Raw genomic sequence first — 25,565 nt, 5'->3', positions numbered from 1 at the left:
CTACGGGAACTACGTCACTCGAAGGACACACGTTGTAACATCGCCTTTTGGAACAAATCGTCACAGTCCTGCTCCAACACGCCGTCGATCAGAGTGCAGTTCCACCCTGGGCTACGACGAATGACTTCTTCCGCCAGAATGTCGATTTGCCGCCAGCCCAGCCGTTGAAGCGAGCGAATGGAAGTGCCGAACACCACCGTTTCAATTCCGCTCCAAAGGATCGCTGCTTGGCACATCGGGCATGGCTCAGCCGTCGTGTATAAGACTAAGCTCTTGCCCTCGATGACAACACCGGATGAGGCCAACCCGTTGATGGCGTCGATCTCTCCATGCCACATCGGGTTGAGCGAAGTTTTGTTCCAGCCTTCCGACAGAATTGTGCCGCTGTCTCCATCCACGATCAAAGCCCCAAAGGGCAGATCGGGAGCATTCGCCGCCAGTGCTATAGCCCGCCGCATGAAGTGTTCGTGATCGTTCATGCTGCCTTGCCTTCGATCTTCTTCCGACACTCCGGGCAAGTGTGGAAGCGGGTTCCCGTGCAGCAGACGAGATGTTCGTAGCACATTTTCTTTTCGCCGCACTCCCAGCATAAAGCCAAAACCATCTCCGGTTGCTCTTGCGGCGGCGTTGCATTTTCAAAAGTATCCATGACTCTTCCTCGTGATTTGAGGCTGGTCCTAGCGGCCTTTGCGCCACTTCGCATGTCGCTCAGTTCGAGAAACGGTAAAATAGCTCCCTTGGAATCTTATCCGCAGGGCAAACCGTGTCCCAACCGGGAGTTTTGCGAGAACCGTGCTGCCACCGGAGCTAGAAAGAACAGAAGTGTTGACTGCACCGACAGTTCTGCTGACCGGGGCATCCGGTTATGTCGGTGTCGGCTGATGACGCAAGTTCAATTAAATGGGCCAAGCCAACCATGACCACTTACACCCACATCCTCGATCTCGCCAAGGAAGCCGAGCCACCTGCTGACGGCATCCTGAGCCGCACGATCCACCAGGACGACCGCATCAAGGCCGTGATCTTCGGCTTCGGGCAAGGGCAGGAACTCTCCGAACACACGGCGGCGAAACCGGCCATGCTGTTCTTTGTGAAGGGCGAAGCGACCGTGGGACTCGGTGGTGATGCTCAAGAGGCGCAGGCAGGAACTTGGGTCCACATGCCTGCGAACTTGAAGCACTCGATCAAGGCGAAGACGCCGGTGGTGATGCTGCTGGTGTTGTTGAAGTAACTTGATCCCAGGAGTTGCCTATGGACGCCAAAAGAGAACTTTACAAAGACGGACTCCCCGAATACGCCTTCATTCGACAGGCGCTTTCGGCGTCAGTATCTCAGGCACTTGAGGCAGACTACGACCTGATCGCATTAGGAGGACACGAGCAGGCCATTGCACATCGGATCGCCGTTTACCTTGAGCCTCGCTTCATCGGTTACCACGTCGATTGCGAGTACAACCGAGAGAAGCACAAGGCCAAGTCACGCCGAGCAGAGGAAGACTCGGACAAGCCCCGAACAATGCGACCCGACATCATCGTTCACGTTAGAGACACGAGCCGCAATGTCCTTGGAGTAGAGATGAAGGCGAATGCCAACCGAGATTCCGCCGACGATCTGCACAAGCTCAGAGATTTGAAAGCCGAGAAGACTTACCTCTACAAGGGTGCTGCGTTTATTCGGATTCACAACGCACTTGAGGAGATGTCAGATGGGTGCTTACGAGCAACCATCCAGTGGTATGACGTGACGAATGATCTAATCACAGAACAAGAACAGCATCGGGCTGAGCTAGTTTTTGCGGGACGCCGAGCGGAAGTCACGTCTATCGTTGAGCGTCGGCGGAAGTGAATTGGAACGCTGAACGATAATCGAACCTGCGCCTTTTGTGATTTCACGTCTGACTCGCCTCCCTCCTCGCCAGCGAAATCAGCATCGTTTCAGGCAGCTTCTCCCCGCCTACCTGCCTCAGCATGTTCACGACCTGGGCCGTGGTGTATTGAGCGTGCGTGCAGACGTGCAGCAGAACGTCGGAACGGCGAGTGGCGACCCGCTTGCCGGTGCTGAAAGCGAACTTGAAGACCGGATCATTGAGCGAGTCTGGTGACAAGTCAGCCAGATAGCTGTCCCACTGCCTTTGCAGGCCCGCCCACTTCTCACGCAGTTCGTCGAGCGAGGCGATCCCGCCTTCACCCATCTGATTACCAGGGATGCGCCCCGGCAGATCGCCCTGCACGAGAGAGTCTTCGTTGCCGACGAGAGCTTCCAGCCAGACGAATTCGGCGGCGTAGAGATGGAGCAGCGACTTCCAGATCGAGCCTTGGCCGATCTGGAACTCGTGGCGCAGTTGCTCGTCGGTCAGCGGCGATGCGGCGGCGAGCAGGTTTTCGTTCACCCAGGCACGGTGCTGGTGGAGGCGCTGGATGAGGGCGATGGCGGTTGTCATGGACAATTCAAGTTCTTTTGCGTCCCCGAATCATTTCCCCAAGTCTCAACAGATTCGATTCAATCAAAGGAATGCTTTCTGGGTTTAGCCCAGCGGACAAGTTGCACCCGTCGATCTTGTCCGTGCCGTCCGGCTTGGTCGGGTCGATCAGGTCACCCCACAAGCTCTGATAGGCATTGATTACATCGTCGCCAAATACTCGCAGCTTGCTCCATCGGACATAAACAGTGCCATTCTCGTAAACCCAAGCCACGTCCAAGTCCGTTCCCGGCGCTACGATATGGTACGTCGCCAAGGTCGGGCCATCGCCACGAAACACAGCGCAGCCTGCACGCTTTAGCTGGTCACGCAATGTGCTGTGCGCTTCAAGCAGCCCAGGCCAACGCTCAACGACTCTCCCAAAGAATGCAGCCTCGGACCACCGGCCTGAGCGTCGAGCCATTGCAGAAACCAACGTCGTTTCGACGACGACGCCTGGAGAACTCAGCAATGGGGGAGTTTCAACTGGATGCGGCAGATCGGCAGGCAATGTTTTCACGAGCATTGCCAGTTCGCTCGCCCCAACTTCTGCACTCCTTTCCCAAAGCACATTGAACCATCTCCGAAGTTCCTCGACGGTTTCGCCACTCGACAAGACCACAGCCATTTCTGTCCGCTGGGTCATGCCGCTCCGGGTGAAATTAGCAGACCCAACGACTGCGTTGTTGCCTGCGATGATTACCTTTGCGTGAAGGCGAGAAACATGACGCACGTTGCTTCGATGGTCATTGATGAATGCCTCAAACTGCTTGCGACCACTAACTGTTAGCGAGCGGAACAATTCTTCAACGTCGGTCAAGAGTCGCCACTCTTTGTCGCTTCGTTCGAGGATTCGTTCCAATATCGCTCGATTCAGGTAAGGACATGCGATCAAAACTGATTGACCGGCAACGATCTCCATAATGGTTCGATCAAATGCCGAAGCCGAGCCGGGGGCAACCGAGGGATCATGGTAAATTAGTTTGGTCATGTCCCCTCGCATTTGATTCTGGGTCCAGAAGTCCTCGACTGTAGATTCACGCTCTCCCCCAATTCATGGCCGTGATCGAGAGTTGCAGCACGGTCGCCGTCGCCACCCAGACCAGATACGGCACTTGTGCCAGCGCCACCCAGCGGTAGTGCGGCCACACAGCGACAATCATCCAGATGATGGTCCCCAGCACGATCAAGATGTCCACCGAGGCCAGCGGCAGGTTGCGCATCCCGAACTGGATCAGGGTGAAAATCAAGTTGGCGACGAGGTTGATTGCAAACGGCAGCGCCACGATCCACGGCACTTTGCGTCGAACCGCCTGCACAAACACGAATCCGAACGTGACGATGATGACGGGGTAGAGGATTTGCCAGATCAACCCGATGGTCGCCGGTGCTGGCGTCCAGCTTGGTTTGGCGAGCGAGTTATACCAGTCGAGCCAGGGCATTCAGCAACTTCCCAGATGCGGCGATTTATTTTGTTCCCACGTCCATCTTCGCTGATTCATCGACCGGGACCAAGGTCACACCGTCTTCGCTGAAAACCTTCTCGCAACCGTCTCTGCCTCTGACGCCATCGCCCTACGAATCATGCTCAAGAGTTCCGGTTCGTCCTGGGCGAACTCTTCGGCTGCCTGCTTGATGGCCTGCACGGTCTGTTTCAAGCGGTAGCTGGTTTCCAGGCCGGGCTGCCCGATCAACTCCTTCACTTCACCGCCTTCCAACCGTTGGTCGAGTACCTCGACCGCTGCGGCTCCGTGGCGTCGGCGCAGGTGATCTCTGAACTGGTCGATCAGGCTGCTACTTGTCGGTGCTGGTGCTGGCAAATCCTTTGCCACCCCTTCGTCATCGTGGATCGACGTTGCCGGGATTCTCCTTCTTCGCACCTGTCGCTTTTCAACGTGATTCAGAATTGCGTTCTTTGTGGCGACTTTGAAACGGGCGATGAGTGGCGAAAGACCATCCCAATTTGGAAAAAGCCCGCCCTGCACGAGCAATTTCACCACGATGTCATGGGCCATCGGGTCGATGTCGGCGTCCTTGAAGCCAGCACTCCTTAAAGATCGGGCAAGATACCCAATCCAATCAAAGTCATGCAATTGAATGAGTTGCTGCTGTGCCTCTTCGGTTCCTACCTGAGAGACACGTCGAGCGAATTGTTGGCGAAAGAGCGAATTCATCTCGCCCTTTGGGAACTGCCCTGAGACTTCGAGTAGGTCGAAGAGATCGAGGATGTGGCCTGGGTCTTCATGGTCCAGAAGCCATTCGGCAAAGTATTTGAAGCTCATGGAAGTATGTAGCCGGGCGGCTGGAAGTATGTAGCCGGGCGGCGTGAGTTTTGCCAGATTGGCTGGTCCTCCAAGGTTCCGAAAAGGTAGCGCATTTCTTCGCTGACATCCTCTGGATTCTCGCCCTCCAAACCAAGCGACCCCGGTTTCTCTTTATCGAAAGGGAAACCAAATGCTCAACACCATCAAGTCGCTTGTCGCCAAGTCTTGGAAGAACGCAGAAGCCGACCTCGAACCCGGTCGCCACTTCATCGACGAAGAGTTCGTCGTTCGAGTTCACGGGTCCGTCGAGAAGCTCGACGATGAATCCGCCATCCCAACGGTCAGCATCCCGCTCATCACGACGCTCGCATTCTTCTGGGACAAGCTCGGTGTTGACCGGGATGAAGCCCTCGTCGCTCTGCGGGAGGCGCTGCACGAGGCCATGTCGAAAGGCGTCAAGGAAGACATCGCCATCAAGAGCCGCATCGAAGACGTGCAGCAGGCGGTGGCAACGATCCGCAAGGAACTGATTGCCGATCTACCGCCGCTGCATCGGGCCGGGAAGGTCATCACGAGCGACCTGACGGTCGAGCTTGTTCCTGCGGGCGCTCTGGCTCTCGCCGCCGCTTAGGTGTTGAGCGGCCACGGCCAGCAACGGAGTGTTGGCTGAGGCATCTTGCTCGCATTTCTTCGTCCTCGACATCCCTGGTCGCCATTTATCTCTCAAGAACAACAACGCAATCAAGAGCGAGAACCGACGTGAGTAATGCTGTCATCAGAGCCGAGATCACAAACCGGATTCTAAAGTCCATTGAAAGCGGTAAGTCCATACCGTGGCGCAAACCGTGGCGGTCGTCGCCTAATGCGGGCAGGCCCACGTCCGTCTCTTCGGGTAACGCCTACCGGGGCATAAATGTGGCGCTGCTTCAAATGCACGCCAATGCCTTCGGATTTTCCTCTAAGTTTTGGGCCACGTTCAAGCAGTGGCAGCAGATGGGCATGGCGGTGAAGAAGCGCCCAGACGACGTGGAGCCGGGTTCGTGGGGTGCTACCGCTGTCCTCTATAAGCCGATCACGAAGACACGAAAGGACGACGATGGGGAACAAGTGGAGGACCGATTCTTCCTTCTCCGCACTTTCACGCTGTTCAATGCGGACGCAGTAATTGGAGCCGAACGGTTCCAGGTCGGTGATGTTGAACCTGACGCTACGACCGTTCCCGACTTTGGCCCCGCCGAAGAACTGATCGTCGCAACTGGCGCTGACATCAGGCACGGAGGCGAGCGTGCTTTCTACGACCGGCTTGGCGACTACATCCAGATGCCGAACAGGCAGCGGTTCGATCCGCCAGGGGCCTACTACGAAACGCTGTTGCACGAATTAGCCCATTTTAGCGAGCCAAGAATCGGCTGGAGCCACGAGAAGGAAGGCTACGCAATGGGCGAGTTGGTGGCCGAGTTAGCGGCGTCAATGCTCTCAGCAGAGCTTGGAGTTCCGCAAGGCGAATCCTTGGAGAATCATGCGGCGTATCTCCAAAGCTGGCTCCATTCGATGCGTTCGGATTCGAGCTTCATCTTCAAGGCCAGCACTCAGGCATCGAAGGTCGCTGACTTCCTGCTATCGCATGTCAAGCAGGAAGCCGCAAGTCCTGAGCCTGCAATCGTTGTGTGAGGGGAACTATGTCTCGTTGGTATTACCGCTTTCCGGGCAACTTCTACGCATTCGGGCCGACGCCTCGTGAGTTCGCCAGTGAGCGAGAGGCACGAGCATACATCAAACGCATTTGGGAACTGACTCGGCTTCCGAGGGGGACGGAATTGTGGCGAGCGTGATCGCCTTCGGTGCGGTCGGTGGTGGTCATTCTGAAAAACGATTGCCGCCCGCCTTGGCGGGCCACATCAAAACCGTTACGCCAAAGGAACCAACAGATGATGGGCCTGGAAACTCTGATCGCAGTGAACAACGACATCGCACGTCAGGCTGCACGACGAAGGCTCAAGCCTTACGTGCCTTCTGGCGCAAAGGAGGTCGATGGATGGCGCAACTTGCCGTTCGAGTTCCCGAACATCGGCTACCTAGAGCCGAAAGGGTGGGAGAAGGTCGAGTCGTGGTTCGTCGATAAGTACGGCCACGGCTTGGAGAGCGAGCCTGCGATGACACACCGACGTTTGAAGCAAGTCCTACGTGACTACATCGAAACGAACCCCGATCACGGATTCGCCGTGGTCGAAGAGGGTGAATTCCAGGTTGTCGTAGCGGCGTTCAAACCAGTCGAGAAGAAATAATGCCCGACCTTCATATATTCGTCGCTGAATGTGCCAGCAAAAGCTGGCCTCGCTTCGTCATCAGGAACAACCGAAACCAACTCTGGACTGGCGACTCTTGGACAGAGAAGCCGCAGGATGCACTGCTGTTCAACAGCGGGGAAGAGGCGTTAGCGAAGGTGACGGAATTGACGCTGGCCTCGACCGAGCGCCTGGTGGTCACGACCGTAGCCATCAGAGTTGATCGAGAGAAGCCGTTTTCAATTGCAGAGCTTCAAGAATATCTGGCAACAAGTTTCCGGGGCTTGCTTCTCGACGGTGACTTTTCTGGAGCGACGTTCCAGGTCGAACCAGATTGGGATGAACTGAGGGAGATCGAGTAATGTCCGACAACCCGAACGACCTGCGTGACGTACAGCCATCGAGCTTCCGACACATCATCGGACAGCGACATGTCACGGAGGCGTTGAAGATTGCTGTTGAAGCCAGCTTTCAGGAAGGCAAAAAGCTGGACGAAGTTTTGCTTTGTGGGCCTCCTGGCTTGGGAAAGTCGGCGCTCGTGAGCGTGCTTGCGCAAGAACTCGCCGTGCCGTTCACAGAGGTTCTTGCGCAGTCGATCTCAAATACCGCTGAACTGAATTCCGTGCTTCTTTCTGCGACTGACGGAATCCTCTTCCTCGACGAAATCCATCTTCTCAACCCGACCCAGCAGCATTCGCTGCTGCAAGTTCTTGACAAGCGCCGCATCTTCCTGAGCGGCGGTAAGTCAGTGCAGTCGATCCCGGTTGCGCCGTTCACGTTGGTCGGTGCGACAACTGATCCCGATGGATTGATCGGCCCACTGATCGACCGATTCCGCATCGTGCTGCACCTGGACTATTACTCGCTCGACGAACTTGCCCAGGTCGTGCGTCAACGATGCCTCGCCCTGGCTTGGAAGTACGAGAGCGATCTTCCAATCGAGATCGCTCGGCGTGGTCGTCAGACGCCACGTATTGCATTGCGTCTTCTGCAAAGCGCCCGACGAGTTGCCGTGTCCGAAGGGGCCGAAGAGATCACCGTGGCGCACTTACTCAAGTCTTGTGAACTCGAACGAGTTTCCACCGAGGGCCTGGACAACATGCAGCAAAAGTTGCTCGGCTTGCTCGGACCATCAGGTCAGCGACTCAACGTGCTTGCCTCAATGCTCGGTGTGTCCACCAAGGTGCTGACCAAGACAGTTGAGCCGTTCCTGCTTCGTCACGGCATGATCGTCAAGTCGGACGGTGGGGTAAGGCTGCTTACCAAAAAGGGGCGGGAGCATCTGGCTACTTTCGTGACTGAATGAGTCTAATTCTCGCCCTTGTCGTGTCGCAGATCGGTCTTCTTTGAGTGTCTGAAACATCGCCAAACATTTCTGATGTGAACCACGAACCGTCCCATGACCATCCAAGACAAGTCTCGAAGAGCATTCATTTCCGCCCTAGAAATGGCCGAAATGCTCGACCTTTCCAAGTCGAGGTTCTTCGCTCTGGTTAAGGCTGGAAGTTTTCCCAAAGCGGTGCAGATCGAGTCCTGTAAGCGTCCTGTTTACGACTCGGAATCGCAGCAAAAGTGTCTCGACATTCGGCGCACTGGCGTTGGTGCGAACGGAGCGCCGGTGCTGTTCAACAGGAAGCGGAAGGGTGGAAACACCCCGAAGCAGCGACGAGCAAAAGAGCCAGTCAGTGGCAACAACTCCGAGATCATCGAAGCCCTAAAGTCACTCGGCCTGACGGCCAATGGCGATGCAATTGAAACCGCACTTCGGGAACTGTATCCGAACGGCTGCGATGGAATCGACCAGGGCGAACTCGTGCGGCAGGTGTTCCTGAGACTCCAACGCAAGTCATAGAACAGTCCTGTTTGAGAGAGGGAAGTGAACATGATCCGCCCACGTCAAGTCTTCTTGTTGGCAGCATTGATCCTGGTCGGGGCAATCACGGCAGCCGATGCACAGGAGCCGACGAAACGCTTCCTCGGCAAGCTGAAAGTTGGGCAGGAGGTCACGCTCAAAGAGGCGAACGGTCGCTACGAGATCATCGTGCTGAAACGTCTTCCCCTCGGCCACAAGATCGTAGGGATCGGTGACGACTACATCGAGCTACTCGACGTGTCGGGTGTCACGACCACGATCATCCCGGTCTACTCGATTCGGTCGATCACGAGGCTGGAACTACCGCAGAAGTAACGAAATCCAATTTCGCATAATAGGCAGATCACGAAGTTCGACGGGCCATTTGCCCACCTGGAGCATCAAAGATGAGCGATAACCCGGCCAACGACGCATCACAAAATGGAAAAGCGAAATCCGAAATCGTGTCCCAGGTGGCCCGCATCGTGCGAAAGCATGGCTTGGACTACGACGATTGGCGATACGTTGCCAAACGGGTAAGGCAGGTTTGTGAGCTTCGCCCGGCGAAGCGGGCGAAGAAATTGCCTCGTGTCCTGACGGCTGATGACTTCCGCCGCTTCTACCAAGTGGTCGATCAGGCCGACGACGTGCAGCACGCTCTTATGCTCCGACTTCTCTTCTACACCGGCGTTCGTGTCTCCGAGTTGTGCAGCGTTCAAGTGGCCGACGTGGACTTGGAAGCCTGCAAAATCAGAATCAATCAGGGCAAAGGGTCGAAGGACCGCTACGTGCTTTTTGGCAAATCATTTGCCACGGCGCTCCGCACTCACATCGCTGCACACCAAAAGAATCGCTGGCTGTTCCAAACTCGCCGGAACACTCGCTTCTCGACTCGTAGAGTTCAGCAGATCGTTGAGAAGTACGCCGACCTCGCAGGGGTGAAGGCCACGCCACACACCTTCCGACATCAGGCGATCACATGGCTGACTCGCCACTCCGGGCTGGCCGACGCCGAGCTTCAACTGATTACGGGTCATGCCCGACGTGAGACGTTATCGGTCTATCAACATGTCGCCCTCGACGGACAACTTGAGGAGCGCTACCAGGACGCCATGAAGAAGGTGGACCTATGAAACTCACTCTTGTCGGCCCAACCGACGAAGGCTTCTGGTTCTTGGAAAATGACAAGGGCATGTCGTGGCAGATCGTCGAGCGGTGGGCAGATCACCCCGGCGCTGCGGCGCTCTTCGGCTGGATGGCCCCTGGTGCTGCGACCAACGACGAACACGCCGAGGCGGCATGGGAGTTCTTGATGGAGAATATCGGGGCCGAAATCGAAGCGCCCCTTCACATCGCCGCCCATTTTGATGCGTTGGAGCGGGAAGCCGTGGAGGAAGTCGTTAGTGAGTTCTTCGGCGTGCGGATGCGTTCGACTTTCGAGGCGGTCGAGGAAGAGGGCACGGTCGGGTTCAAGATCGAGGGACCGGAGATTGAGATCGACGACAAATAAACGCACAAATCTGAGCGGGGCGAGTTGCCTTCCGCTACAGGCGTTCGTTTTGTCTGGAACAATTCGTCATCCAGTTAGACCGCCACTTTTCCTCCCCGAACATTTGCAACTACCCTCTAGTTGCTGTTTAGCTTCGCCATGTCAAAACGCCGATTTGCGGACTTGCCGCACGCTAGGCTTCTATTTCTTTATCTCATCAATCTCTCGCAGTAAGGCGTTGACTAGCTCGAAGGCACGGCGTTGTCCTGCCTCGAAGACTGCTCCTGAATCTGCGGTAGATTCGACCTGTGCAGCCCACACTGGTCCGATACTGTCTAGCCGGGCAAACTTGGATCGAAGAATTGCAACTCCTTCTTGAATGAGTTTGTGATCTAGCTTTCCTCGAAACTCTTCCGCCAATGCTTTGTATCCTCCAGTATAGTTGTCGATACAAAAGCAAATGTCGTAAGCATCCTTCTCTTTTTTTCGCTCGCTCAGCGTGATCGCCTTGATGCAAAGATAAGCTGCGATTGTTGGGAGCTTTGCCACAACTTCGTTGTGACCTCCGTCTGGCAAAATACCTTCGACTTGCACCGACTGTTGGAAAGCGAAAGCCAAATCCACTCCACGAGCTTTCCACACGGATAGTTCTTGAATCAGTAGGTGGCTGCCTACGCCTGCCGTTTCTGGAAATTCACCAGTGATTAGGTCCACTTTGATCTGTGTGTTGGACCCCGTTAGAGTGCGAAAGAAGCGATTGGGCATTTCAGACGATTGTTGGTAGCCGGATTGGATCAACCGTTGTCGAATTGATTCATAGATGAGGGGCTTGAGCTTTGCTGCGTCGAGTGCAAGGTCAACGTCCAACGACCCAATGTGCCCTTTGTTTGGAAAAACCAGTTCTGGCACCCACCCTCCAACTATGACAAGATTGTCGAGTTCCTTGCCAAGGATGGTAAGAACTTCGATCAAGACAGACCGACAAGCGGCTACTTCGTTCATTTCGTGTCTCCGAGCCGTGACTCGTCGGCCGTCTGCCCAAACAACTTGCGAAGTTCCTTTTCGTAAAGCTCCCTTGCCGCCTCTTCACCCCGTCCTGGTAGTGACTTCAAATCAAGGTAGAGTTGGATTGGGGAGACAACATTTACCCCATCGCAGTTCTTCGCCCCCTCGAATACGGCAGGGTCGTCCGTCAACCAGAGCGTGCAGTTTGCGCCCGTGTCAACCTCTCTTGCGTCGATGAAACTGAACAGTTCGCTGAGCTTTCCGGCTATGGCCGTTGCCTTGTCGAAGTAGAGAACGCTTTTGTCATACCGAACCATCGGGGAATATCGCCATGCAGCGGCGAGTTGGGTAAGTGCGTATGGTGTGTCATGCTGATCGCACCATTCTGCGATTCGCTTTTCGCTCTGTGGTGCTTTGCACATGGTGAATATGTGCAGGGGCGTGGCGTGAGGGCGGTATGCCTTGGACCAGTTGTGCAAGAGCTTACCTGGGTCACGCAAATGGAGGAGGCGACCTCGCTCCTCAAGGTATGCCTCTTCAACTAGCGCTTGCTTTACTTTCGATGCGAGTCCCAGGCTGACTTTTGCCTCTTTCGCCAACTGCTGAACCTGCCATTCTGCCTTTGGCTGGCTCAAGAGGGTACGGATGATCCTGCTTGATTTCTTCGAGAATGGGTCAATCCGGTTACTCCTCGTCGTGCTGCGATTGGGGCGACCAGCGATGTGAAGGAATAGACCGGGGGCTGCCAAATGGCAGTTTCCGGCTCTGTCGATGTAACTGACCTGTCCCTCTTGGAGCCTTTCAGCGACTCGTGGAGAGATGAACGGGCAACACACGAGATGCACTCCGTGAGGAGGCCCCCAACGCCGTCTCTCTAGGATGGAATCTGCCGACTTCGGGGTAAGTTGACTCTTGGTTTCGACAAGAAGTTCGACTTTGCCGTGGTTCGGTGCTTTGAGCGAAATGGTGACGGAGTGGTCCCACGCAAATTCATCCTTCGTGCTTTGGACGACCGACTTCACGTCGAAGGCATTGGTTTCCCTGCCTAAGCGAGTTATCCAATCAACCGCTGGGATGAGCGGTTCCGGCACCAAGTATTTCTTCTCAGGCATAGTTTCACCGTTCAGTGAAATATACGACGAAAGTGAAAAAGTGCAACTGGTTGCACTAATCAGGCGATATTTCACGACCAGTGAAACCGGCTTTCGCAGTGAAAATCTTCCAGATTCTACGTGAAATCACGCTTCCCTGGGGGAATACCCCCATTCTGGCGCATCTCTGCACAACGAGGCGCTGGCAGACGCCCTATACCTACTTGGGCCATTTCCAATCACTCAACGACGGCCCACCGGCGTTGACCCACGCTCGCAGTTCTTCGTGACTCCATCTCGCCGCACGACCAATCTTGATCGGTTTGGGCATCCTGCCATTCTTTGCCATTCCCCAAATGGTTCGCTGCGATAGTCCAAGCAGCTTCGCAGCTTCCCGTAAGTCGATCAGCAACCCTTTGTCTTCGGGCGGCTTTTGACCGCCGAAGTTGGCGTGCTGTGATGCTCGAAGCCGAGCTTCTCGCTGTGGGTCGATTCCCGTGGCGCTGATGACTGCTCGTCGAATCAAGTCAGTCAAGATGTCCTCATCGAGCGTGACTGTGATTTGCACGTTGATTGGCTTCATTTTCTCATCCTCCCTCATGTCGGCGGTGGTCTTCTTTGCAACAAACCATTTCACCACACTAACCAGAGACGAGTATGCCCGACCCCACTGAATCAATTCGCCGTCAACGCATTTTCGAGATCAACAGTCAGCCTGGATCACGGGAGGCGCTTGAAGCAGTACATGGAAAAGTCTGGGATACAGCCGAACTTGCAACCGACTTCATTGTGACTGGTTTTCTGGCTCCGCTCGTTGTCGTTCGACGTAAAAGCGACGGGCAGAAGGGCAGCCTGGAGTTTCAGCACAGCCCTCGGTTCTATTTTCAATTTCAGCCACATGTCGGTTAAGAGGCCGACCGAGCGAAGCGAGCGAGGATGGAAAGGTGATCGCAATGAAAAGCAATAACCCTCAATTCCCCTTCGGCCAAGTAGTGGCAACGCCCGCCGCTCTTGAGGCGCTAGAGCAAGCAGGCCAGACGCCGAGCGATTTTCTTTCACGGCACGCTTGTGGCGATTGGGGCGAGGCTCTTTGCGAGGAAGACAAGGCACTCAAAGATGAGGCACTCAAAGATGGCTCTCGTCTATTGAGCGCATATCGACTCAAGACCAGCACGAAGATTTGGATCGTCACCGAGGCCCAGGACGACAACGGCCAGCGAGCGGCCACGACCATCCTATTGCCGGAAGATTACTGATGCCAATGCCGACCCCCGAAGAACTCGACTTGTGGTCCCGCTCGTATATCCCTGGTCAAGCTCGATGCGTTGATGGTGTCTTTTCGGCACACTTCAATGCCGTCTCGTGGTTTCCCCAGGCAACCGACGCCGAGATCGTGGCGCTCATTGAAGCAGGATTCAAAGGCGAGCCAGTTAAAGCCGTCGCCCGTTTTCTTGCCGCCGAGAATCCGGCACGAGAAATCGAGTTCGTGCTGCGCCGGGCAGCCGATGGATTCGAGTACGAGATTGACATGGACCCGCTAACGTCGATGGCGTGGATTCGACGTGAGCGACCTCACCTACTGCGAGATCAACATGAAGCGACGTGAGTTCCTAGCAGTGGCTGCGGCGCTACCGCTGTTGCCAGCAATCGAAATGGAAGCCACGCCGCTCGTGTTGCCGCCGATTGCTGGTGAGCAACCCGGCTCGGTCTTCTTCGACAATCTCTCGACACTGAACTGGTCGGAGGGAGATGGCAGTGTGAGCTACTTCGACTGGATGGGCGTAATGTTGGAAGAGTGGAAGCCGGGCGACGAGAACTACGACTCAATCCTCGATCTGTTCGTTAAGTTCCCGCTGCCGAGGCTGCATGAAAAAAGCCGCCGCTGCTCGTAAGGGGCAGCGGCGGCTCATACATGCGGTCCCAACGAGGACCACAGACTATTTAGGAATGGCGGCAGCGATTGTGAGAAGAGTTGGCAACATTTTGGGAATCTCCGAAATCGGATTCATAAACTTTAGGGGCTAAGTAACATCGGGTCAGGTTCCCCGTGTTATCGGCCTTTGCGTTTTTGATGTGACGTTCCCCTAATCGGTTGTGGATGCGAATCAAAGCAAACTCAGATGCCCGGTCACAGCGTCGATCTTCTCGGCGTCATCGGGGCCTATGGCGATACAGGTGCGAGTCGGCTCACCGTGAAACTCGGTCTTGCCGCTATCGGTAATCAGATGGACCTCCAACCTCGCAGCTTTCGCCTTGTCGAGAATCTCAAGTAGCTCCTGCTCGCTATCAACCCGGCAACACACCTTTGCGAACGAGCCAGTGAGCCACGCCTGCTCAGCTTCCGAGAAGTCATTCAGCGAGAGTGCGCCTCGGTCTTGCAGGCGGCGACAGATGAAGGACATCGAAGCGTGCGCACCCTGGGCGATCTGCTTGCCACGCCTCATTCCCAGGTCGTGCCGCATGACGATGACTTGCTTAATTGGGGGCATCGAAGAACTCGCTTCGGAGGGAAGTTCTGGGGCTGTATAGCACCATCAGACAGCCAACGCTTCGGCTGGGTTCATTCTCGTAGGCGAACCCTCAACTCTCCACTGGTGTCCCTTCATCAGCCCCTCTTCTCGAAAGGACGCTCTTATGCCCCTCGCTCTCCCCAAACTTCGTGTTGGCACGCCTCTTCGCCATGAGGCTTTGTCCGTCTTCCCGCTTTTCACCGAACCGACCGGCGACATCGGCTATCGACTGTCTGACGAGGCCCTGGCCGACCAGTCCGTGCTGGTGGAAGAGGTCAGCGAGGGCGGGTCTGTCCCGAATCTGTTAGTCGAGAACAAAGGCGACCTGCGAGTGCTTTTCCTTGAAGGAGAGGAATTAGTCGGGGCCAAGCAGAATCGCATTCTGAACACGTCGGTCCTGATTGCCGCCCACACAAAGGTCAAGATTCCGGTGTCCTGCGTTGAGCAAGGTCGCTGGGGCTACAAGTCTCGTTACTTTGGATCGAGTGGTTCGCACTCGCCGTCGAAATTGCGTCGGACGCTCAAAGCATCAGTGAGCCGGTCGGTTCGAGAAAATCGAGGGCATACTTCTGACCAAGGTGCGGTTTGGCAAGAAGTCGCCTCGCTAAATGCTTCGCATGGCGTGGCGTCAGGCACTTCGGCCATGTCCGATGCCTTCGACACTCACCAGGACCGGATCGCCTCGTTCAAAGAGAAGCTCAAGTATGTTGAAGGCGCTTCGGGTGTGGCCGTCGCCATCGGCGGGAAGGTGGTTGCCGTCGATCTGTTCGACAAACCCTCGACATGCCTCAAAGTTTGGGACCGGCTACTGTCGGGCGTTGTGTTCGATGCCCTCGAAGCCGGGCCGACCGATCAGAGTGCCTCAGTTGCAGATGTGGAGCAGCTTCTCGGTGCTGCTGGCAATCTTCCCTGGCAGCAGGCTCAAGCGGTTGGAGAAGGGGAGGAATATCGGGCTGAGTCACAGCACGGAGATCACGCCTCGGCGCTCACTTTCGAGGGAGCCGTGGTGCATGGGAGCTTGGTGGCGGCGGTGTGACTCCAGTTGCTTCGGAACCGAAGAAACCGTGGGCGTCACGTTCCCGCTGCTACCGGCTCGTGCGTTTCCAAGCGACATGTGCCGTTGATGCCGCTTTTGCGATCTCGCTCATCAAGTTGCGACTTTCAAATTGAGTTGCGAGTTTCACTTATGGCGGTCAGTTGAGAGTAGCGCCCGCAGTCGTCCGAGAAGACCGACTGGACATTACGATGTCGAGTGAGGGATGAACCCTAAATGCACCGCATTCCATGAAATGCACCCTATTCGGTGCATTTTTTTGGTCGATCAAAATCTCGGCATCCCGTTTATGGGTAAGCACTTACGGAAACTGGACCTATCTGTCTATTTCGCCCATCACGATGTCGAGCGAACCGACGATCGCGGGAACGTCGGCAATGAGGCAGCCCTTGCACAGTTCGTGGGTCACGCTCAGGTTACAGAAGCAACTGCTGCGTGCCCGCACGCGCCACGGAATGGTCGAACCGTCGCTGACAATGTAGAAGCCCATTTGACCGCGCGGCGCTTCGGTTTCGAGATAGGCATCGCCTTTGGGCAACTTGGTGGCCAGCTTGATGGGCGTGCCCCAATCGCCGGTAGACTGGCTGTACTTCACGAACGCCTGGCGGACGATATCGATCGACTGCACGACTTCCAGCATGCGAACGTAGAACCGGTGCCAGCAATCGCCAAGCACCGCTTCTTTGGGCACGGCGGGATAGTCGTGATCTTTGGGGTAGTGCCCGTTCTTCTGCACGATGACTTCGAACGCATAGCCGTCGTACATTTCGGTGTAACGCTCTTCGCCATCGCGGCGCAAGTCATAGTCGATACCGCTGCCGCGGAGCACCGGGCCGGTGCAGCCGTAGTCGATCGCCATCTCGGGCGACAGGATGCCGATGTTCGCGGTTCGCTTGACGAAGATCGAGTTCGTCGTGAGAAGCGCGTGATACTCCTGAATGATCGGCTCGAACTGAGTCAGGAAATCCTCGCACTTCTGGATCCAGCCGCGTGGCAAGTCAGCAGTCACTCCACCGGGCGTGAGGTAACTGTAAGTGAGGCGAGCACCGCAAGCTTCCTCGAACAGGTCGAGAATTTTTTCGCGTTCGCGGAACGCATACAAAAACGGGCTGAAGGTGCCGAGATCGAGACCGTAAGCGCCCATGCCGACCAGATGGCTCGCGATGCGCCCCATTTCGCAAATGATGACGCGCAGGTGGCGAGCTTTCTCAGGCAGCTGATAGCCGAGAAGTTTCTCGACGCACAGCGACCAGCCGAGATTCATGTTCATCGCCGCGAGGTAATCCATGCGGTCGGTGTAAGGGATCCACTGGCGCGGCGTCAGATTCTCGCCGATCTTTTCGGCACAGCGATGCAGGTAGCCCAAGTGCGGTTCGGTCTGCGAGACGATTTCACCATCGGTACGCAATACGAGCCGCAACACGCCGTGCGTGCTGGGGTGCTGCGGGCCCATGTTGACGAGCATTTCGTCGGTACGAACATCGAACTCGACAACGCGGGGATCATCCAGATAGGTCGACATATAGTGCCAAGGTTCAAGAGTCGGATGTCGGGAGTCAGTTTGACAAACTCCCTCTCCTCGGTACTCCGGAGAGAGGGCTGGGGTGAGGAGCTGAGTCGCTTGCGACTCACCATGCCTCTGAACGCTTACCTTCCACGCATACCGTGATATTCGAGCGGCATTTCGTAATCGCGGCGCAAGCCATAACCGACCCAATCTTCGGGGCACAAGATGCGGCGTAGATCGGGATGACCGACGAAATTGATGCCGTTCAGGTCAAAAACCTCGCGCTCGTGCCAGTTTGCCGTCGACCAAATGCCGGAAACTGTGGGAACTTCCGGCAAATGTCCAGGCTGATCGTTCTTCCAGCGAGGCAATTGCACCTTGATGACCAGCGAGTGCTTCTTGGTGATGCTCGACAGGTGATACACCACTTCGGTATGTGGCTCGAAGCCCGCTTTGGCTGCCTTCTTCGGGTCAGGTTCGAACCAATCAATGCCGGTGATGCAATTGAGCATCTCGAATTTGCCGTCCGGATCGGTCTTCAAATGTTGGCAAACATCAACGAGGGCATCGGGGGCCACTTCGATCCAGGGATCGATGGCTGTGAGATTGGTGTTCGTGATCTTTTCGCCGAACTTCTTCTTCAATCGTTCGATCAGGTTCGAACCACTCATGATTCACTTTCTCATTGCCGGCTAAAGAGCCCGTTAGTCATTAGCTCAGAATTGCCCGCGACAGTCAGAATATGGGAACAATCGCGATAGAGGAAACTACGCCGACAAATATTGAGCATCGTCGAGCGGGTCACTCTGTGGAGTGCGGGCGAGAGCCTGTTTCCCTCGTTCCTGGCTGACCGCTCGCACCCAATCCAGGTCGCCGCGTTTCCAAACGTAAGCAAAGCCAATCATCAGGATGGCAAAGAAGGCACCGATATCAACCACCGTGACCAAACCCAACTGCCGCATCCCTTCGTGAATTACATCGCTAGAGCGATCAATAGGGTCTGTGGAAGTGACCACGTTAACAAGCGAGGCTGGAACTTCGGTCGGCACAGTCGGCTGGCGAACACCCATTTCGCGATAGAGGTCGGTCGCTTGCGGCGTAAGAACTAACTGACCATCAACGCGGTTGACGACGATAAATTCTTCACGCATAGCATTCGTGGCTTTGCCAAAGGTGGCAGCCCAGGGAAAGAAAAACGCAACTTCTACATCAAAAATAATGAACAAGAGTGCGACAACATAAAACCGCAAGTCGAACTGCACGAAGCTGGAACCGATAGTAGGTTCACCGCATTCGTAGATTTCCAACTTTTCGGCATGCGGATCCGACGGACGCAAAAACCGGCCGACGAGTAGGTTTACGAACAGAAAAATGATGCCAGCACCGGAGAAGAGTGCCAGATAAGCCACGATATTGACGGACGATGCAATTGCAGACATGGTTCATCCAAGGATATGTCTAGCCGCGCTGGCCAGAGGTTGTCAGTCGGCTTGTTCTGGGTGCGAGTTGTCGGAATGCGTGTCTGCAGGTTCAGAGAACGATTCGAAGTCGTCTTCAGCATGGGCCACTGCACCTGCTACGAGCGACTGCCGGCCAGCAAAGCCGGCTTCGACTTCGTGCCAGTGAGTTACTTCCGCTTCGCCCAATTTCCAGCACAAGTAGACCACTCGGCCGTCCAATTGCGAAGGAAAATCAACCAGTCCCTCGACGGCACCCTTAGGCTCTAAACCCAACGACCGCAACTCGTCGATGTACTCTTGCAAGCGCTGGGCGTCGGCAGCCACGGCCTGCTGCATGCTGGCCAATTCGTCCGAATAGGGATCGCCAGCCTTTTGATCTTTCCGCGACTTAAATGCAGCCAGCCGCGAGCGACGTTCGACAACATCTCGGGCCAGCGTGGTTAAGTCGGTGGTGATCGCACGAACCAGCGGGAGCATGGCATTCGCCTGCTCAATGGTGAAGACCTTCGCAACTGGTTCAATCTTGACTGGCATAACACTCGCTATTTGATTCTGCGATTCATCGCTTAATTATTGATTTGGTCCGCCGTGCACCGGCTCGGCGATAACCTTCGATTCCGACACCGCGGTCGGATTAAGTGTCGCTCGGCCCCAGGCCACATCGAGCGGCAAACGCGAAAAGTCAACGATGCATCCATCACGGCTGTAGCAGCTCAGGTCGTGCGTGGCACCCATGAAAATACAATCGACGGGGCAAGGCTCGACACACAATGCGCAAAACATGCACTTGCTGTAGTCGATCGCAAAGCCGGTGATCTTAAAGCCCTTGCCACCTTCGACCCGCTCCTTACCGATGTAAATGCAATCGACCGGACAGGCCTTGGCACATTGATCGCAAGAAATGCAGGTCGTCAGGTCATAGCGGTGAAAGCCCCGATAGCGATTGGCTACTGGAACTGGCTTTTCAGGATATTCGAATCGTTCGGTAAACGCACCACGCTCGGGCTGGTAGGTAATCAGCCAGTTGCGAAGTGTGACATACATACCATGCGCCACCGTGGCGACAGCCAGCCAGATGTTGCGCAGCCAATCCAACATGGCGAGGAGCTTTCCAGCAAAAAAAGAGACACAGTCGACCTAAACTGCCCTAGCGCAAGGAAATATCCGAGCCCCTGCGCGGGTTTCCACAGAATTATAAGGGGATGTGGCAAGCCCGCAAGCGTACGTGCCAGCGGAATCCCAGGCCCGGATCGCGTTTCAAGCCGCTAAACGCAAATCCAACCTATGATTCAAGTTGCTGCAAATTGGCGAAAGCCAAGCCAAAAGCCAGGATTTACTTCGTTGGTGCGATTGATCAAGAGCATCGACAGGCTGAGAGGCGGCCTCGAGTATTGGGCTCGATTGCACCTAAGTCGCAGCAGGGGAAGCGTTAAAAACCGAAAAGATTTTTGGGAAAACTGTCCCCTCTTGACAGCCGAAGCTTGACTCCCAGAAATCCCAATCCACAATAAAGAGAAGGATTTCCGCGCTCGCAGGTGGTGACACAAGTTACAGCGACACACCAAGGTGATCTGCCTGACTGGAATCCGCGCGGCGAACTAGGACCGCGCTAACTGCGAAGGAATCGACCGATGTTGGTATTGTCACGCAAGAAGAACGAAAGCATCGTCATCAACAACGACATCACAATTGTCGTCGTTGAGATCCGGGGCGACAAAGTTCGCCTCGGGGTGGAAGCACCCAAAGAAGTGCCCGTCCACCGCCGCGAGGTTTACGATGCAATTAAGCGCAACGAAGCGGCCCATTTGGAACAATCCGGACCTACCGGTACCGAAGGCTAAGTCTCCGTCGCGAGTGTTTTATCGCTCGCGAGATTTCGTCGTTGTTTCTGCTCATTTCTTGCCAATTGGTGAGTAGAAGTCGGAGCTCGCGACTGCGAAGTTAAATGAGCCCCACTTGACGCTCCCCGCCTTGTCCCGGTATACCCCATGCTTCGGTTTGAAGGCTTGTCACGTTGATCGGAACCATCAACGGGCACAAGTTCTTTCACCTGGCCCCATCGTCTAGCGGTCTAGGACACCGCCCTTTCACGGCGGTAACACGGGTTCGAGTCCCGTTGGGGTCATTCTCTGTTTTCGCAGCGGCTTGATGGCTGCGAGACCTGCTCACCGCAATTCGCCGCGCGGAGTTTCTTTGAGCGCATCTGAGTTCCGTGCGCTGTTGCCCCCCTGTTCGAAGCACAGGCGTGTATCTTGCCCGTACAATCGCCATCATCGCGCTTCGTCAGGCGAAACCGCGTGCGGTCGGCAGGCAAAACCCTTCCGAACGGCCGGTGGTGAAGCAAACTGGATGGAAGGCTCTTCTAACGCCTTCATGTACGCTGATTTGCTTGGCAGCACCGACTGGATTCCCCCATGAACGCCTTGCCCCCTCTTCGCCCGAATCGCGTCGTTGGGCAAGAGATTCTGCTGGTGTTGCTCTCGATGTTGCCGATTTACGCCGTTTATGCGAGCCATCTGTGGCGCGCGGATGCGACGGGCTTCATTCAATACGATATGCCCTACTACGTGGCAAATGGGCGCGAAGTATTCGACCGTGGCGGCACGTTGCTTCACGCCAGTCCGTACGACCCCGATCCCCATGCTCCGGCTATTTACTTCCATTGGCTCACGTTTGCCTTGGGAGTCGGTGTCACGCAATTGGGCATTGATCCAGGCGTACTTTACGTTTCTGTCGGCCTGGTCGCCGGCCTCGTCGGTGGTTGGCTCACTCTGAAGATCGTTCAGCACCTGGTCCCTAATTCGGTCGATCAGTACCTGTTGTTCTTGCTCACAATGTGGGGCGGGGGACTGATGGTTGCGGGCAAGATGGCGGCGAACGTCGTCAGTGGAGAACCACTCCTGGCGAAACTACTCGCCTTCGACCCGGCCGATGGTTGGTGGTTCATGGACTGGGGACGAAACTTTTTGTACCCGACCGAGTCGGTATACCACGCGCTGGTCGCTGGTGCCTGGCTGTGTGTGCTGCGCGGGCGAAACTGGACAGCCGTCGGGTTGGTGACATTGCTGGCGGCAACGCATCCCTTCAGCGGTTTGCAACACTTGCTGGTGCTGGGGAGTTGGAACCTCGTGCAATTGGTGAAGGGTCGGCAAATTGCGGCACTCTGGCGAGGACTAACACTGACCGCTGTACTTGCCGCCTTTCTTGGTTATTACTTTGTCTTTCTCGAACAGTCGGCAACGCACCGCGAACTGCGGCAGCTGTGGTCGCTGGCCTGGATCGTGCCGAACCATACGTTGATGTTGGCATACGGCCCGATCGCAATATTCGCAGCTTGGCAATGGTCGAAGTCCAAGGATGAGTTCAAGCCAGAGACTTGGTTCTTCGCGACTGCGTTTGTGGTGTCGCTCCTCCTTGCCAAGCACGATTGGTTCGTCAATCCGCGACAGCCGGTTCACTTTACCCGCGGCTATGTCTGGTTGCCGCTGATGCTCCTGTCGCTGCCACTCCTCGCAAGTGGGCTGCAGTACATGCGCGAACGCTGGCCAAACTGGCAACGCTTGGCAGTGCTAGGATCGTGCGGTTTCCTCGCGGTCAGCGATAATCTCGCGTTTTATGCAGACACGCTCGGCCTGGGTAAAGAAAAGTCTTCCCTCGGTCTCTATTTGCCTCCGCAGGCGCGCGACATGTTTGCCTGGATGAACAGCGAACAACTCCAAGGTGTGCTGCTCGCCCCGAATGAAGATCTCAGTTACCTCTCTGCAACGTACACCGCCGTGCGGCCCTACTATGGTCATCGTTTCAACACTCCAGACTTGCCGCGCCGTTGGAACGAACTCGATGCTTGGAACCTGAAAGGAAAATCGGGGCCGTGGCTGAACACCATCGACTATTTGCTGATTGCCCTAAAGGAACGTCCGCAGGGGTTTCGCGCCGAAGACTGGCACCTGTTGCGGGAAAATAATCGGTACGCACTCTATGAGCGGGTGAAGAGCAACTCTCCTGCACCAGCCATCCCCTCCAATCAGCCTGTCTCAAAAGCGGCTGATGAACCGATTGATGCAATTGGTTCGAGTTCTACAAATTGACAGACGATGATGAGTCGGATAGCGTGGCTCAAATGTTCGCCCCGCCGCGCCGTTCCAGCCTCGCCCTCTCCACCGCGATTGCCCTGGTCTTTGGCACATGTGGGCTGTGCTGCGCAGAAACCCCTACCCCGGCAGGCTCTGAAGGCCTGGAGTTCTTCGAGAAGCGAATCAGGCCAATCTTGGTGGCACATTGCTACGAGTGCCACAGTGCTGATCGCAAAAAGCAAGAAGGTGGCCTCTTTCTCGACTCGCGCTCAGCATTATTGAAGGGTGGCGACTCGGGGCCCGCGATCATTCCCGGTGACCCGGAAAAGAGCTTGTTGATTACTGCTGTTCGGCATGCAGACAAAGATCTGAAAATGCCCCCCGAGCAGAAACTTTCAGCCACACAACTCGACGACCTGACGGCGTGGGTCAAACAGGGTGCCCCTGATCCACGCCTGGCAACTTCGGCGGGCACCGTAGATTCTCGACCCAAGTCGGGTATGACGCTGGAAGAGGGACGCAAGTTCTGGGCGTTTCAGCCAGTGCAAGATCGACCGGTACCAGCCGTCACCGACCAATCGTGGCCGCTGACGCCTATCGACAATTTCATTTTGAATCGACTGGAACTTGCGGGTGTTGCAGCCGCGCCGCGGGCCGATAAGCGAACGCTCTTGCGGCGAGTTACGTTTGACTTAACCGGCCTGCCGCCGACACCAAATGACCTAGCTGAATTCCTCGCCGATGATTCGCCCCAGGCGTTCGAAAAAGTAATTGACCGGCTCCTGAGCTCACCCCACTATGGCGAGCGCTGGGGGCGGCATTGGCTGGACGTGGTGCGCTATGCCGATACCTGCGGCAATGCCTCCGACTACCCGGTGCCGCAAGCCCATCGCTATCGCGATTGGGTCATCTCGGCCTTCAATCGCAATCTGCCGTACGACCAGTTCGTGCGCGAGCAGATTGCCGGAGACTTGCTCGGTGGCGAAAGTGAAGAGATCAAGTTTGAGCGGATCAAAGCGACCGGCTATCTGGCAATCGCACGGCGGTTTGGCGGCGACCGAGTAGGAGAGCACCATCTTACGATTGAAGACACCATCGACAACGTCGGCCGCGCGTTCCTGGGCTCGACCATTTCGTGTGCCCGTTGTCACGATCATAAATTCGACCCGTTCACCTCTCACGATTACTACGGACTGTATGGCATCTTCAGCAGCACACGCTATCCTTTTCCCGGCGCAGAAGTAGGCAGGCAGCAGGTTGATTTCGTTCCGCTGATGACGCCGGCCGCAATCGACGAGTTACTCAAGCCGCACCGAGAAAAGGTCGCGGCTGCAGAGGCCGAGGTTAATCGCCTGCAAGCCGTTGAAGCGGAAGCCAAGAAACTGCCTGACAGCGATGAGAAGAAAACGCAGCTTGAAGCCGCCGCCAAGGCATTGAAAGAAGCGAGACAAAAACATCAGGCGGTACAAAAAGAAGCGCCGCCGATTGCGGACGCTTATGCCGTGGCCGAAGCAAAGCCCGAGAATGCCAAGATTCACCTACGTGGTGATCCCAAACGATTGGGCGATGAAGTGCCTCGGCATTTTCCGGCGATTCTCGGCGGGCAAGAATTGCCACCCGAGAATGCGACCAGTGGCCGATTGCAACTGGCCGAATGGCTCAGCAGTCCGCAGAATCCGCTGACCGCGCGAGTCATGGTCAACCGCATCTGGCAGCAACATTTTGGCAAAGGAATCGTGCAAACGCCGAATGATTTTGGCCGCCAGGGCAAGCCGCCAACTCACCCCGAACTGCTCGACTATCTCGCCGCGCGTTTTGTCGAAAGTGGCTGGTCGATCAAGGCGATGCACAAGCAGATCCTCCTCTCGCGGACCTGGCAATTGACCAGCGAGGAGGTTGCCACGAGTGCCCGTCTCGATCCCAACAACGAGTTGTTCTGGAAGTTCACCCGCCGCCGCTTAGACGCCGAAGCACTGCGCGACTCGATACTGTTTGTCAGCGGTCAACTCGACGAAACCCCGGCAGGAGCTCATCCGTTTCCGCCTGCAGCATCGTGGGGCTTTACGCAACACAATCCCTTCAATGCCGTGTACGAAACTCGCCGCCGCAGCGTGTATCTCATGCAGCAGCGACTGCGGAAGAATCCGTATCTCGCCATCTTCGATGGTGCCGATCCGAGTTCTAGCACCGCCGTTCGCTTGCCAAGCACCACTCCGCTGCAAGCTCTCTTTTTAATGAACGATTCATTCGCGCACGACTCGGCGGCGAAATTGGCCGCACTGGCAATTGCATCCCAGGCAGAGGAGCCGAAGCGAATCGAGTTTCTCTATCAAACCACGTTGACTCGCGCGCCTAATTCCGAAGAAGTGAGCGAATGTAGTGACTTCTTGCAAAAGTATCGCGCGGCGCTCGCAGCCAAAGGAGCGCCCCCGCCGCAAGTGGAACCCGAAGCCTGGTCGGCCTTAGCGCGAGTGTTGCTCAGCGGGAATGAGTTTGCTTTTGTGGATTGAGGTTCTT

The 25,565-nt window shown here is 55.9% G+C and carries 33 protein-coding genes and 1 tRNA gene; 19 read left to right on the top strand and 15 right to left on the bottom strand.

From position 1 onward, the window contains the following. Nucleotides 1–14 precede the first annotated feature (14 nt). Together ETAA8_RS22330 and ETAA8_RS35400 are read right to left on the bottom strand one after the other, a co-directional pair. Nucleotides 15–479 carry a nucleoside deaminase gene (locus ETAA8_RS22330; RefSeq protein ID WP_145093542.1) on the bottom strand — a complete coding sequence of 155 codons (465 nt, stop codon included), beginning with the start codon at nt 477–479 and terminating at the stop codon, nt 15–17. Continuing rightward, nucleotides 476–649 (bottom strand): hypothetical protein, encoded by a 174-nt coding sequence (locus tag ETAA8_RS35400; protein WP_238397494.1) that lies wholly within the window; start codon nt 647–649, stop codon nt 476–478. Before ETAA8_RS35400 ends, ETAA8_RS22330 begins: the two co-directional genes overlap by 4 nt. 267 nt (nt 650–916) lie before the next feature. On the opposite strand from ETAA8_RS35400, the gene ETAA8_RS22325 reads away from it, so the two are divergent. Both ETAA8_RS22325 and ETAA8_RS22320 read left to right on the top strand, forming a co-directional pair. Beyond that, complete coding sequence (locus tag ETAA8_RS22325; RefSeq protein ID WP_202921190.1) at nt 917–1,231, top strand: cupin domain-containing protein; 315 nt, start codon at nt 917–919, stop codon at nt 1,229–1,231. A 20-nt stretch (nt 1,232–1,251) separates the two neighbouring features. Beyond that, a complete protein-coding gene (locus ETAA8_RS22320; protein WP_145093539.1) occupies nt 1,252–1,845 on the top strand; it encodes a hypothetical protein in 594 nt (197 codons plus the stop codon). Nucleotides 1,846–1,888: 43 nt separating this feature from the next. On the opposite strand, the gene ETAA8_RS22315 is transcribed toward ETAA8_RS22320, so the two are convergent. From ETAA8_RS22315 to ETAA8_RS22300, 4 genes are all read right to left on the bottom strand, one after another. Continuing rightward, nucleotides 1,889–2,440 carry a DinB family protein gene (locus tag ETAA8_RS22315; RefSeq protein ID WP_145093536.1) on the bottom strand — a complete coding sequence of 184 codons (552 nt, stop codon included), beginning with the start codon at nt 2,438–2,440 and terminating at the stop codon, nt 1,889–1,891. Between the two features lie 7 nt (nt 2,441–2,447). Then, nucleotides 2,448–3,449: a phospholipase D family protein gene (locus tag ETAA8_RS22310; RefSeq protein ID WP_202921189.1), complete on the bottom strand. Its 1,002-nt coding sequence runs from the start codon at nt 3,447–3,449 to the stop codon at nt 2,448–2,450. Nucleotides 3,450–3,495: 46 nt separating this feature from the next. Further along, nucleotides 3,496–3,900: a TspO/MBR family protein gene (locus tag ETAA8_RS22305; RefSeq protein ID WP_145093530.1), complete on the bottom strand. Its 405-nt coding sequence runs from the start codon at nt 3,898–3,900 to the stop codon at nt 3,496–3,498. Between the two features lie 75 nt (nt 3,901–3,975). After that, nucleotides 3,976–4,740 carry a hypothetical protein gene (locus ETAA8_RS22300; protein ID WP_145093527.1) on the bottom strand — a complete coding sequence of 255 codons (765 nt, stop codon included), beginning with the start codon at nt 4,738–4,740 and terminating at the stop codon, nt 3,976–3,978. Nucleotides 4,741–4,912: 172 nt separating this feature from the next. Between ETAA8_RS22300 and ETAA8_RS22295 the strand changes: the two genes are divergently transcribed. From ETAA8_RS22295 to ETAA8_RS22255, 9 genes are all read left to right on the top strand, one after another. After that, complete coding sequence (locus ETAA8_RS22295) at nt 4,913–5,353, top strand: hypothetical protein (protein ID WP_145093525.1); 441 nt, start codon at nt 4,913–4,915, stop codon at nt 5,351–5,353. A gap of 128 nt (nt 5,354–5,481) precedes the next feature. Beyond that, on the top strand, nt 5,482–6,393 hold the full coding sequence (locus ETAA8_RS22290) for an ArdC family protein (protein ID WP_145093522.1): 912 nt from the start codon (nt 5,482–5,484) through the stop codon (nt 6,391–6,393). Nucleotides 6,394–6,650: 257 nt separating this feature from the next. Continuing rightward, nucleotides 6,651–7,007, top strand: coding sequence for a hypothetical protein (locus tag ETAA8_RS22285; RefSeq protein ID WP_145093519.1), 357 nt, complete (start codon nt 6,651–6,653; stop codon nt 7,005–7,007). Further along, a complete protein-coding gene (locus ETAA8_RS22280; protein ID WP_145093517.1) occupies nt 7,007–7,369 on the top strand; it encodes a hypothetical protein in 363 nt (120 codons plus the stop codon). The genes ETAA8_RS22285 and ETAA8_RS22280 overlap by 1 nt, the downstream gene beginning before the upstream one ends. After that, on the top strand, nt 7,369–8,313 hold the full coding sequence (locus tag ETAA8_RS22275; RefSeq protein WP_145093514.1) for an AAA family ATPase: 945 nt from the start codon (nt 7,369–7,371) through the stop codon (nt 8,311–8,313). The genes ETAA8_RS22280 and ETAA8_RS22275 overlap by 1 nt, the downstream gene beginning before the upstream one ends. Before the next feature lie 93 nt (nt 8,314–8,406). Continuing rightward, nucleotides 8,407–8,859, top strand: coding sequence for a helix-turn-helix transcriptional regulator (locus ETAA8_RS22270; RefSeq protein WP_145093511.1), 453 nt, complete (start codon nt 8,407–8,409; stop codon nt 8,857–8,859). Between the two features lie 30 nt (nt 8,860–8,889). Next, on the top strand, nt 8,890–9,195 hold the full coding sequence (locus ETAA8_RS22265; protein WP_145093508.1) for a hypothetical protein: 306 nt from the start codon (nt 8,890–8,892) through the stop codon (nt 9,193–9,195). Between the two features lie 71 nt (nt 9,196–9,266). Further along, complete coding sequence (locus ETAA8_RS22260; RefSeq protein WP_145093506.1) at nt 9,267–9,992, top strand: tyrosine-type recombinase/integrase; 726 nt, start codon at nt 9,267–9,269, stop codon at nt 9,990–9,992. Continuing rightward, complete coding sequence (locus ETAA8_RS22255; RefSeq protein ID WP_145093503.1) at nt 9,989–10,369, top strand: hypothetical protein; 381 nt, start codon at nt 9,989–9,991, stop codon at nt 10,367–10,369. The genes ETAA8_RS22260 and ETAA8_RS22255 overlap by 4 nt, the downstream gene beginning before the upstream one ends. 180 nt (nt 10,370–10,549) lie before the next feature. On the opposite strand, the gene ETAA8_RS22250 is transcribed toward ETAA8_RS22255, so the two are convergent. The 3 genes from ETAA8_RS22250 to ETAA8_RS22240 all read right to left on the bottom strand — a co-directional run bounded on the left by ETAA8_RS22250 (nt 10,550) and on the right by ETAA8_RS22240 (nt 13,027). Next, nucleotides 10,550–11,350 carry a hypothetical protein gene (locus tag ETAA8_RS22250; protein ID WP_145093500.1) on the bottom strand — a complete coding sequence of 267 codons (801 nt, stop codon included), beginning with the start codon at nt 11,348–11,350 and terminating at the stop codon, nt 10,550–10,552. Next, nucleotides 11,347–12,540, bottom strand: a complete 1,194-nt coding sequence (locus ETAA8_RS22245; protein ID WP_145093497.1) for a type IV toxin-antitoxin system AbiEi family antitoxin — start codon at nt 12,538–12,540, stop codon at nt 11,347–11,349. Before ETAA8_RS22245 ends, ETAA8_RS22250 begins: the two co-directional genes overlap by 4 nt. 124 nt (nt 12,541–12,664) lie before the next feature. Beyond that, complete coding sequence (locus ETAA8_RS22240) at nt 12,665–13,027, bottom strand: helix-turn-helix transcriptional regulator (RefSeq protein ID WP_145093494.1); 363 nt, start codon at nt 13,025–13,027, stop codon at nt 12,665–12,667. A gap of 370 nt (nt 13,028–13,397) precedes the next feature. On the opposite strand from ETAA8_RS22240, the gene ETAA8_RS22230 reads away from it, so the two are divergent. Genes ETAA8_RS22230 through ETAA8_RS22220 form a run of 3 tightly spaced genes read left to right on the top strand, consistent with a single transcriptional unit; the run spans nt 13,398 to nt 14,336 of the window. Beyond that, complete coding sequence (locus tag ETAA8_RS22230) at nt 13,398–13,700, top strand: hypothetical protein (protein ID WP_145093488.1); 303 nt, start codon at nt 13,398–13,400, stop codon at nt 13,698–13,700. Further along, complete coding sequence (locus ETAA8_RS22225; RefSeq protein WP_145093486.1) at nt 13,700–14,050, top strand: hypothetical protein; 351 nt, start codon at nt 13,700–13,702, stop codon at nt 14,048–14,050. The genes ETAA8_RS22230 and ETAA8_RS22225 overlap by 1 nt, the downstream gene beginning before the upstream one ends. Beyond that, the gene (locus ETAA8_RS22220; RefSeq protein WP_202921187.1) at nt 14,037–14,336 is read left to right on the top strand and encodes a hypothetical protein; all 300 of its coding nucleotides are present in this window, start codon (nt 14,037–14,039) and stop codon (nt 14,334–14,336) included. Before ETAA8_RS22225 ends, ETAA8_RS22220 begins: the two co-directional genes overlap by 14 nt. A 213-nt stretch (nt 14,337–14,549) precedes the next feature. On the opposite strand, the gene pth2 is transcribed toward ETAA8_RS22220, so the two are convergent. Next, entirely contained in the window at nt 14,550–14,933 is a 384-nt protein-coding gene (gene pth2 / locus ETAA8_RS22215; RefSeq protein ID WP_202921186.1) for an aminoacyl-tRNA hydrolase, read from the bottom strand. 145 nt (nt 14,934–15,078) lie between these two features. Between pth2 and ETAA8_RS22210 the strand changes: the two genes are divergently transcribed. After that, complete coding sequence (locus tag ETAA8_RS22210; RefSeq protein WP_145093480.1) at nt 15,079–15,990, top strand: ARPP-1 family domain-containing protein; 912 nt, start codon at nt 15,079–15,081, stop codon at nt 15,988–15,990. 334 nt (nt 15,991–16,324) lie between these two features. Here ETAA8_RS22210 and ETAA8_RS22205 read toward each other — a convergent pair whose 3' ends face one another. The 5 genes from ETAA8_RS22205 to ETAA8_RS22185 all read right to left on the bottom strand — a co-directional run bounded on the left by ETAA8_RS22205 (nt 16,325) and on the right by ETAA8_RS22185 (nt 20,073). After that, on the bottom strand, nt 16,325–17,530 hold the full coding sequence (locus ETAA8_RS22205; RefSeq protein WP_145093478.1) for an NADH-quinone oxidoreductase subunit D: 1,206 nt from the start codon (nt 17,528–17,530) through the stop codon (nt 16,325–16,327). Between the two features lie 125 nt (nt 17,531–17,655). Continuing rightward, nucleotides 17,656–18,186: an NADH-quinone oxidoreductase subunit C gene (locus ETAA8_RS22200; protein WP_145093475.1), complete on the bottom strand. Its 531-nt coding sequence runs from the start codon at nt 18,184–18,186 to the stop codon at nt 17,656–17,658. A 96-nt stretch (nt 18,187–18,282) separates the two neighbouring features. Next, the gene (locus ETAA8_RS22195; protein WP_145093472.1) at nt 18,283–18,954 is read right to left on the bottom strand and encodes an NADH-quinone oxidoreductase subunit A; all 672 of its coding nucleotides are present in this window, start codon (nt 18,952–18,954) and stop codon (nt 18,283–18,285) included. A gap of 42 nt (nt 18,955–18,996) precedes the next feature. Continuing rightward, the gene (locus tag ETAA8_RS22190) at nt 18,997–19,509 is read right to left on the bottom strand and encodes a DUF2203 domain-containing protein (RefSeq protein WP_145093469.1); all 513 of its coding nucleotides are present in this window, start codon (nt 19,507–19,509) and stop codon (nt 18,997–18,999) included. A gap of 36 nt (nt 19,510–19,545) precedes the next feature. Continuing rightward, nucleotides 19,546–20,073, bottom strand: a complete 528-nt coding sequence (locus ETAA8_RS22185; RefSeq protein ID WP_145093465.1) for a 4Fe-4S binding protein — start codon at nt 20,071–20,073, stop codon at nt 19,546–19,548. A 533-nt stretch (nt 20,074–20,606) separates the two neighbouring features. Between ETAA8_RS22185 and csrA the strand changes: the two genes are divergently transcribed. The 4 genes from csrA to ETAA8_RS22165 all read left to right on the top strand — a co-directional run bounded on the left by csrA (nt 20,607) and on the right by ETAA8_RS22165 (nt 25,558). Then, nucleotides 20,607–20,816, top strand: coding sequence for a carbon storage regulator CsrA (csrA, locus tag ETAA8_RS22180; RefSeq protein WP_145093462.1), 210 nt, complete (start codon nt 20,607–20,609; stop codon nt 20,814–20,816). A gap of 211 nt (nt 20,817–21,027) precedes the next feature. Beyond that, a tRNA-Glu gene (locus ETAA8_RS22175) sits at nt 21,028–21,100 on the top strand. Nucleotides 21,101–21,389: 289 nt separating this feature from the next. Further along, nucleotides 21,390–23,063, top strand: a complete 1,674-nt coding sequence (locus ETAA8_RS22170) for a hypothetical protein (protein WP_145093459.1) — start codon at nt 21,390–21,392, stop codon at nt 23,061–23,063. Next, nucleotides 23,060–25,558: a DUF1553 domain-containing protein gene (locus tag ETAA8_RS22165; protein WP_202921185.1), complete on the top strand. Its 2,499-nt coding sequence runs from the start codon at nt 23,060–23,062 to the stop codon at nt 25,556–25,558. The genes ETAA8_RS22170 and ETAA8_RS22165 overlap by 4 nt, the downstream gene beginning before the upstream one ends. Nucleotides 25,559–25,565 lie beyond the last annotated feature (7 nt).

Origin of the sequence: Anatilimnocola aggregata (assembly GCF_007747655.1) — a bacterium.
GTDB lineage: Bacteria > Planctomycetota > Planctomycetia > Pirellulales > Pirellulaceae > Anatilimnocola > Anatilimnocola aggregata.
Note: the sequence above shows the minus strand (reverse complement) of the source record. Positions and strands in the feature narration are given on the sequence as shown.

Coding starts and splice junctions, on each gene's coding strand:
- ETAA8_RS22325 (WP_202921190.1), top strand. CDS start 917: ATGACCACTTACACCCACATCCTCGATCTCGCCAAGGAAGCCGAGCCA.
- ETAA8_RS22190 (WP_145093469.1), bottom strand. CDS start 19,509: ATGCCAGTCAAGATTGAACCAGTTGCGAAGGTCTTCACCATTGAGCAG.
- ETAA8_RS22300 (WP_145093527.1), bottom strand. CDS start 4,740: ATGAGCTTCAAATACTTTGCCGAATGGCTTCTGGACCATGAAGACCCA.
- ETAA8_RS22240 (WP_145093494.1), bottom strand. CDS start 13,027: ATGAAGCCAATCAACGTGCAAATCACAGTCACGCTCGATGAGGACATC.
- ETAA8_RS22285 (WP_145093519.1), top strand. CDS start 6,651: ATGATGGGCCTGGAAACTCTGATCGCAGTGAACAACGACATCGCACGT.
- ETAA8_RS22210 (WP_145093480.1), top strand. CDS start 15,079: ATGCCCCTCGCTCTCCCCAAACTTCGTGTTGGCACGCCTCTTCGCCAT.
- ETAA8_RS22330 (WP_145093542.1), bottom strand. CDS start 479: ATGAACGATCACGAACACTTCATGCGGCGGGCTATAGCACTGGCGGCG.
- ETAA8_RS22295 (WP_145093525.1), top strand. CDS start 4,913: ATGCTCAACACCATCAAGTCGCTTGTCGCCAAGTCTTGGAAGAACGCA.
- ETAA8_RS22185 (WP_145093465.1), bottom strand. CDS start 20,073: ATGTTGGATTGGCTGCGCAACATCTGGCTGGCTGTCGCCACGGTGGCG.
- ETAA8_RS22170 (WP_145093459.1), top strand. CDS start 21,390: ATGAACGCCTTGCCCCCTCTTCGCCCGAATCGCGTCGTTGGGCAAGAG.
- ETAA8_RS22255 (WP_145093503.1), top strand. CDS start 9,989: ATGAAACTCACTCTTGTCGGCCCAACCGACGAAGGCTTCTGGTTCTTG.
- ETAA8_RS22220 (WP_202921187.1), top strand. CDS start 14,037: ATGAAGCGACGTGAGTTCCTAGCAGTGGCTGCGGCGCTACCGCTGTTG.
- pth2 (WP_202921186.1), bottom strand. CDS start 14,933: ATGCCCCCAATTAAGCAAGTCATCGTCATGCGGCACGACCTGGGAATG.
- ETAA8_RS22205 (WP_145093478.1), bottom strand. CDS start 17,530: ATGTCGACCTATCTGGATGATCCCCGCGTTGTCGAGTTCGATGTTCGT.
- ETAA8_RS22305 (WP_145093530.1), bottom strand. CDS start 3,900: ATGCCCTGGCTCGACTGGTATAACTCGCTCGCCAAACCAAGCTGGACG.
- ETAA8_RS22270 (WP_145093511.1), top strand. CDS start 8,407: ATGACCATCCAAGACAAGTCTCGAAGAGCATTCATTTCCGCCCTAGAA.
- ETAA8_RS22200 (WP_145093475.1), bottom strand. CDS start 18,186: ATGAGTGGTTCGAACCTGATCGAACGATTGAAGAAGAAGTTCGGCGAA.
- ETAA8_RS22315 (WP_145093536.1), bottom strand. CDS start 2,440: ATGACAACCGCCATCGCCCTCATCCAGCGCCTCCACCAGCACCGTGCC.
- ETAA8_RS22225 (WP_145093486.1), top strand. CDS start 13,700: ATGCCAATGCCGACCCCCGAAGAACTCGACTTGTGGTCCCGCTCGTAT.
- ETAA8_RS22250 (WP_145093500.1), bottom strand. CDS start 11,350: ATGAACGAAGTAGCCGCTTGTCGGTCTGTCTTGATCGAAGTTCTTACC.
- ETAA8_RS22260 (WP_145093506.1), top strand. CDS start 9,267: ATGAGCGATAACCCGGCCAACGACGCATCACAAAATGGAAAAGCGAAA.
- ETAA8_RS22265 (WP_145093508.1), top strand. CDS start 8,890: ATGATCCGCCCACGTCAAGTCTTCTTGTTGGCAGCATTGATCCTGGTC.
- ETAA8_RS22195 (WP_145093472.1), bottom strand. CDS start 18,954: ATGTCTGCAATTGCATCGTCCGTCAATATCGTGGCTTATCTGGCACTC.
- ETAA8_RS22310 (WP_202921189.1), bottom strand. CDS start 3,449: ATGACCAAACTAATTTACCATGATCCCTCGGTTGCCCCCGGCTCGGCT.
- ETAA8_RS35400 (WP_238397494.1), bottom strand. CDS start 649: ATGGATACTTTTGAAAATGCAACGCCGCCGCAAGAGCAACCGGAGATG.
- ETAA8_RS22230 (WP_145093488.1), top strand. CDS start 13,398: ATGAAAAGCAATAACCCTCAATTCCCCTTCGGCCAAGTAGTGGCAACG.
- ETAA8_RS22320 (WP_145093539.1), top strand. CDS start 1,252: ATGGACGCCAAAAGAGAACTTTACAAAGACGGACTCCCCGAATACGCC.
- ETAA8_RS22280 (WP_145093517.1), top strand. CDS start 7,007: ATGCCCGACCTTCATATATTCGTCGCTGAATGTGCCAGCAAAAGCTGG.
- csrA (WP_145093462.1), top strand. CDS start 20,607: ATGTTGGTATTGTCACGCAAGAAGAACGAAAGCATCGTCATCAACAAC.
- ETAA8_RS22275 (WP_145093514.1), top strand. CDS start 7,369: ATGTCCGACAACCCGAACGACCTGCGTGACGTACAGCCATCGAGCTTC.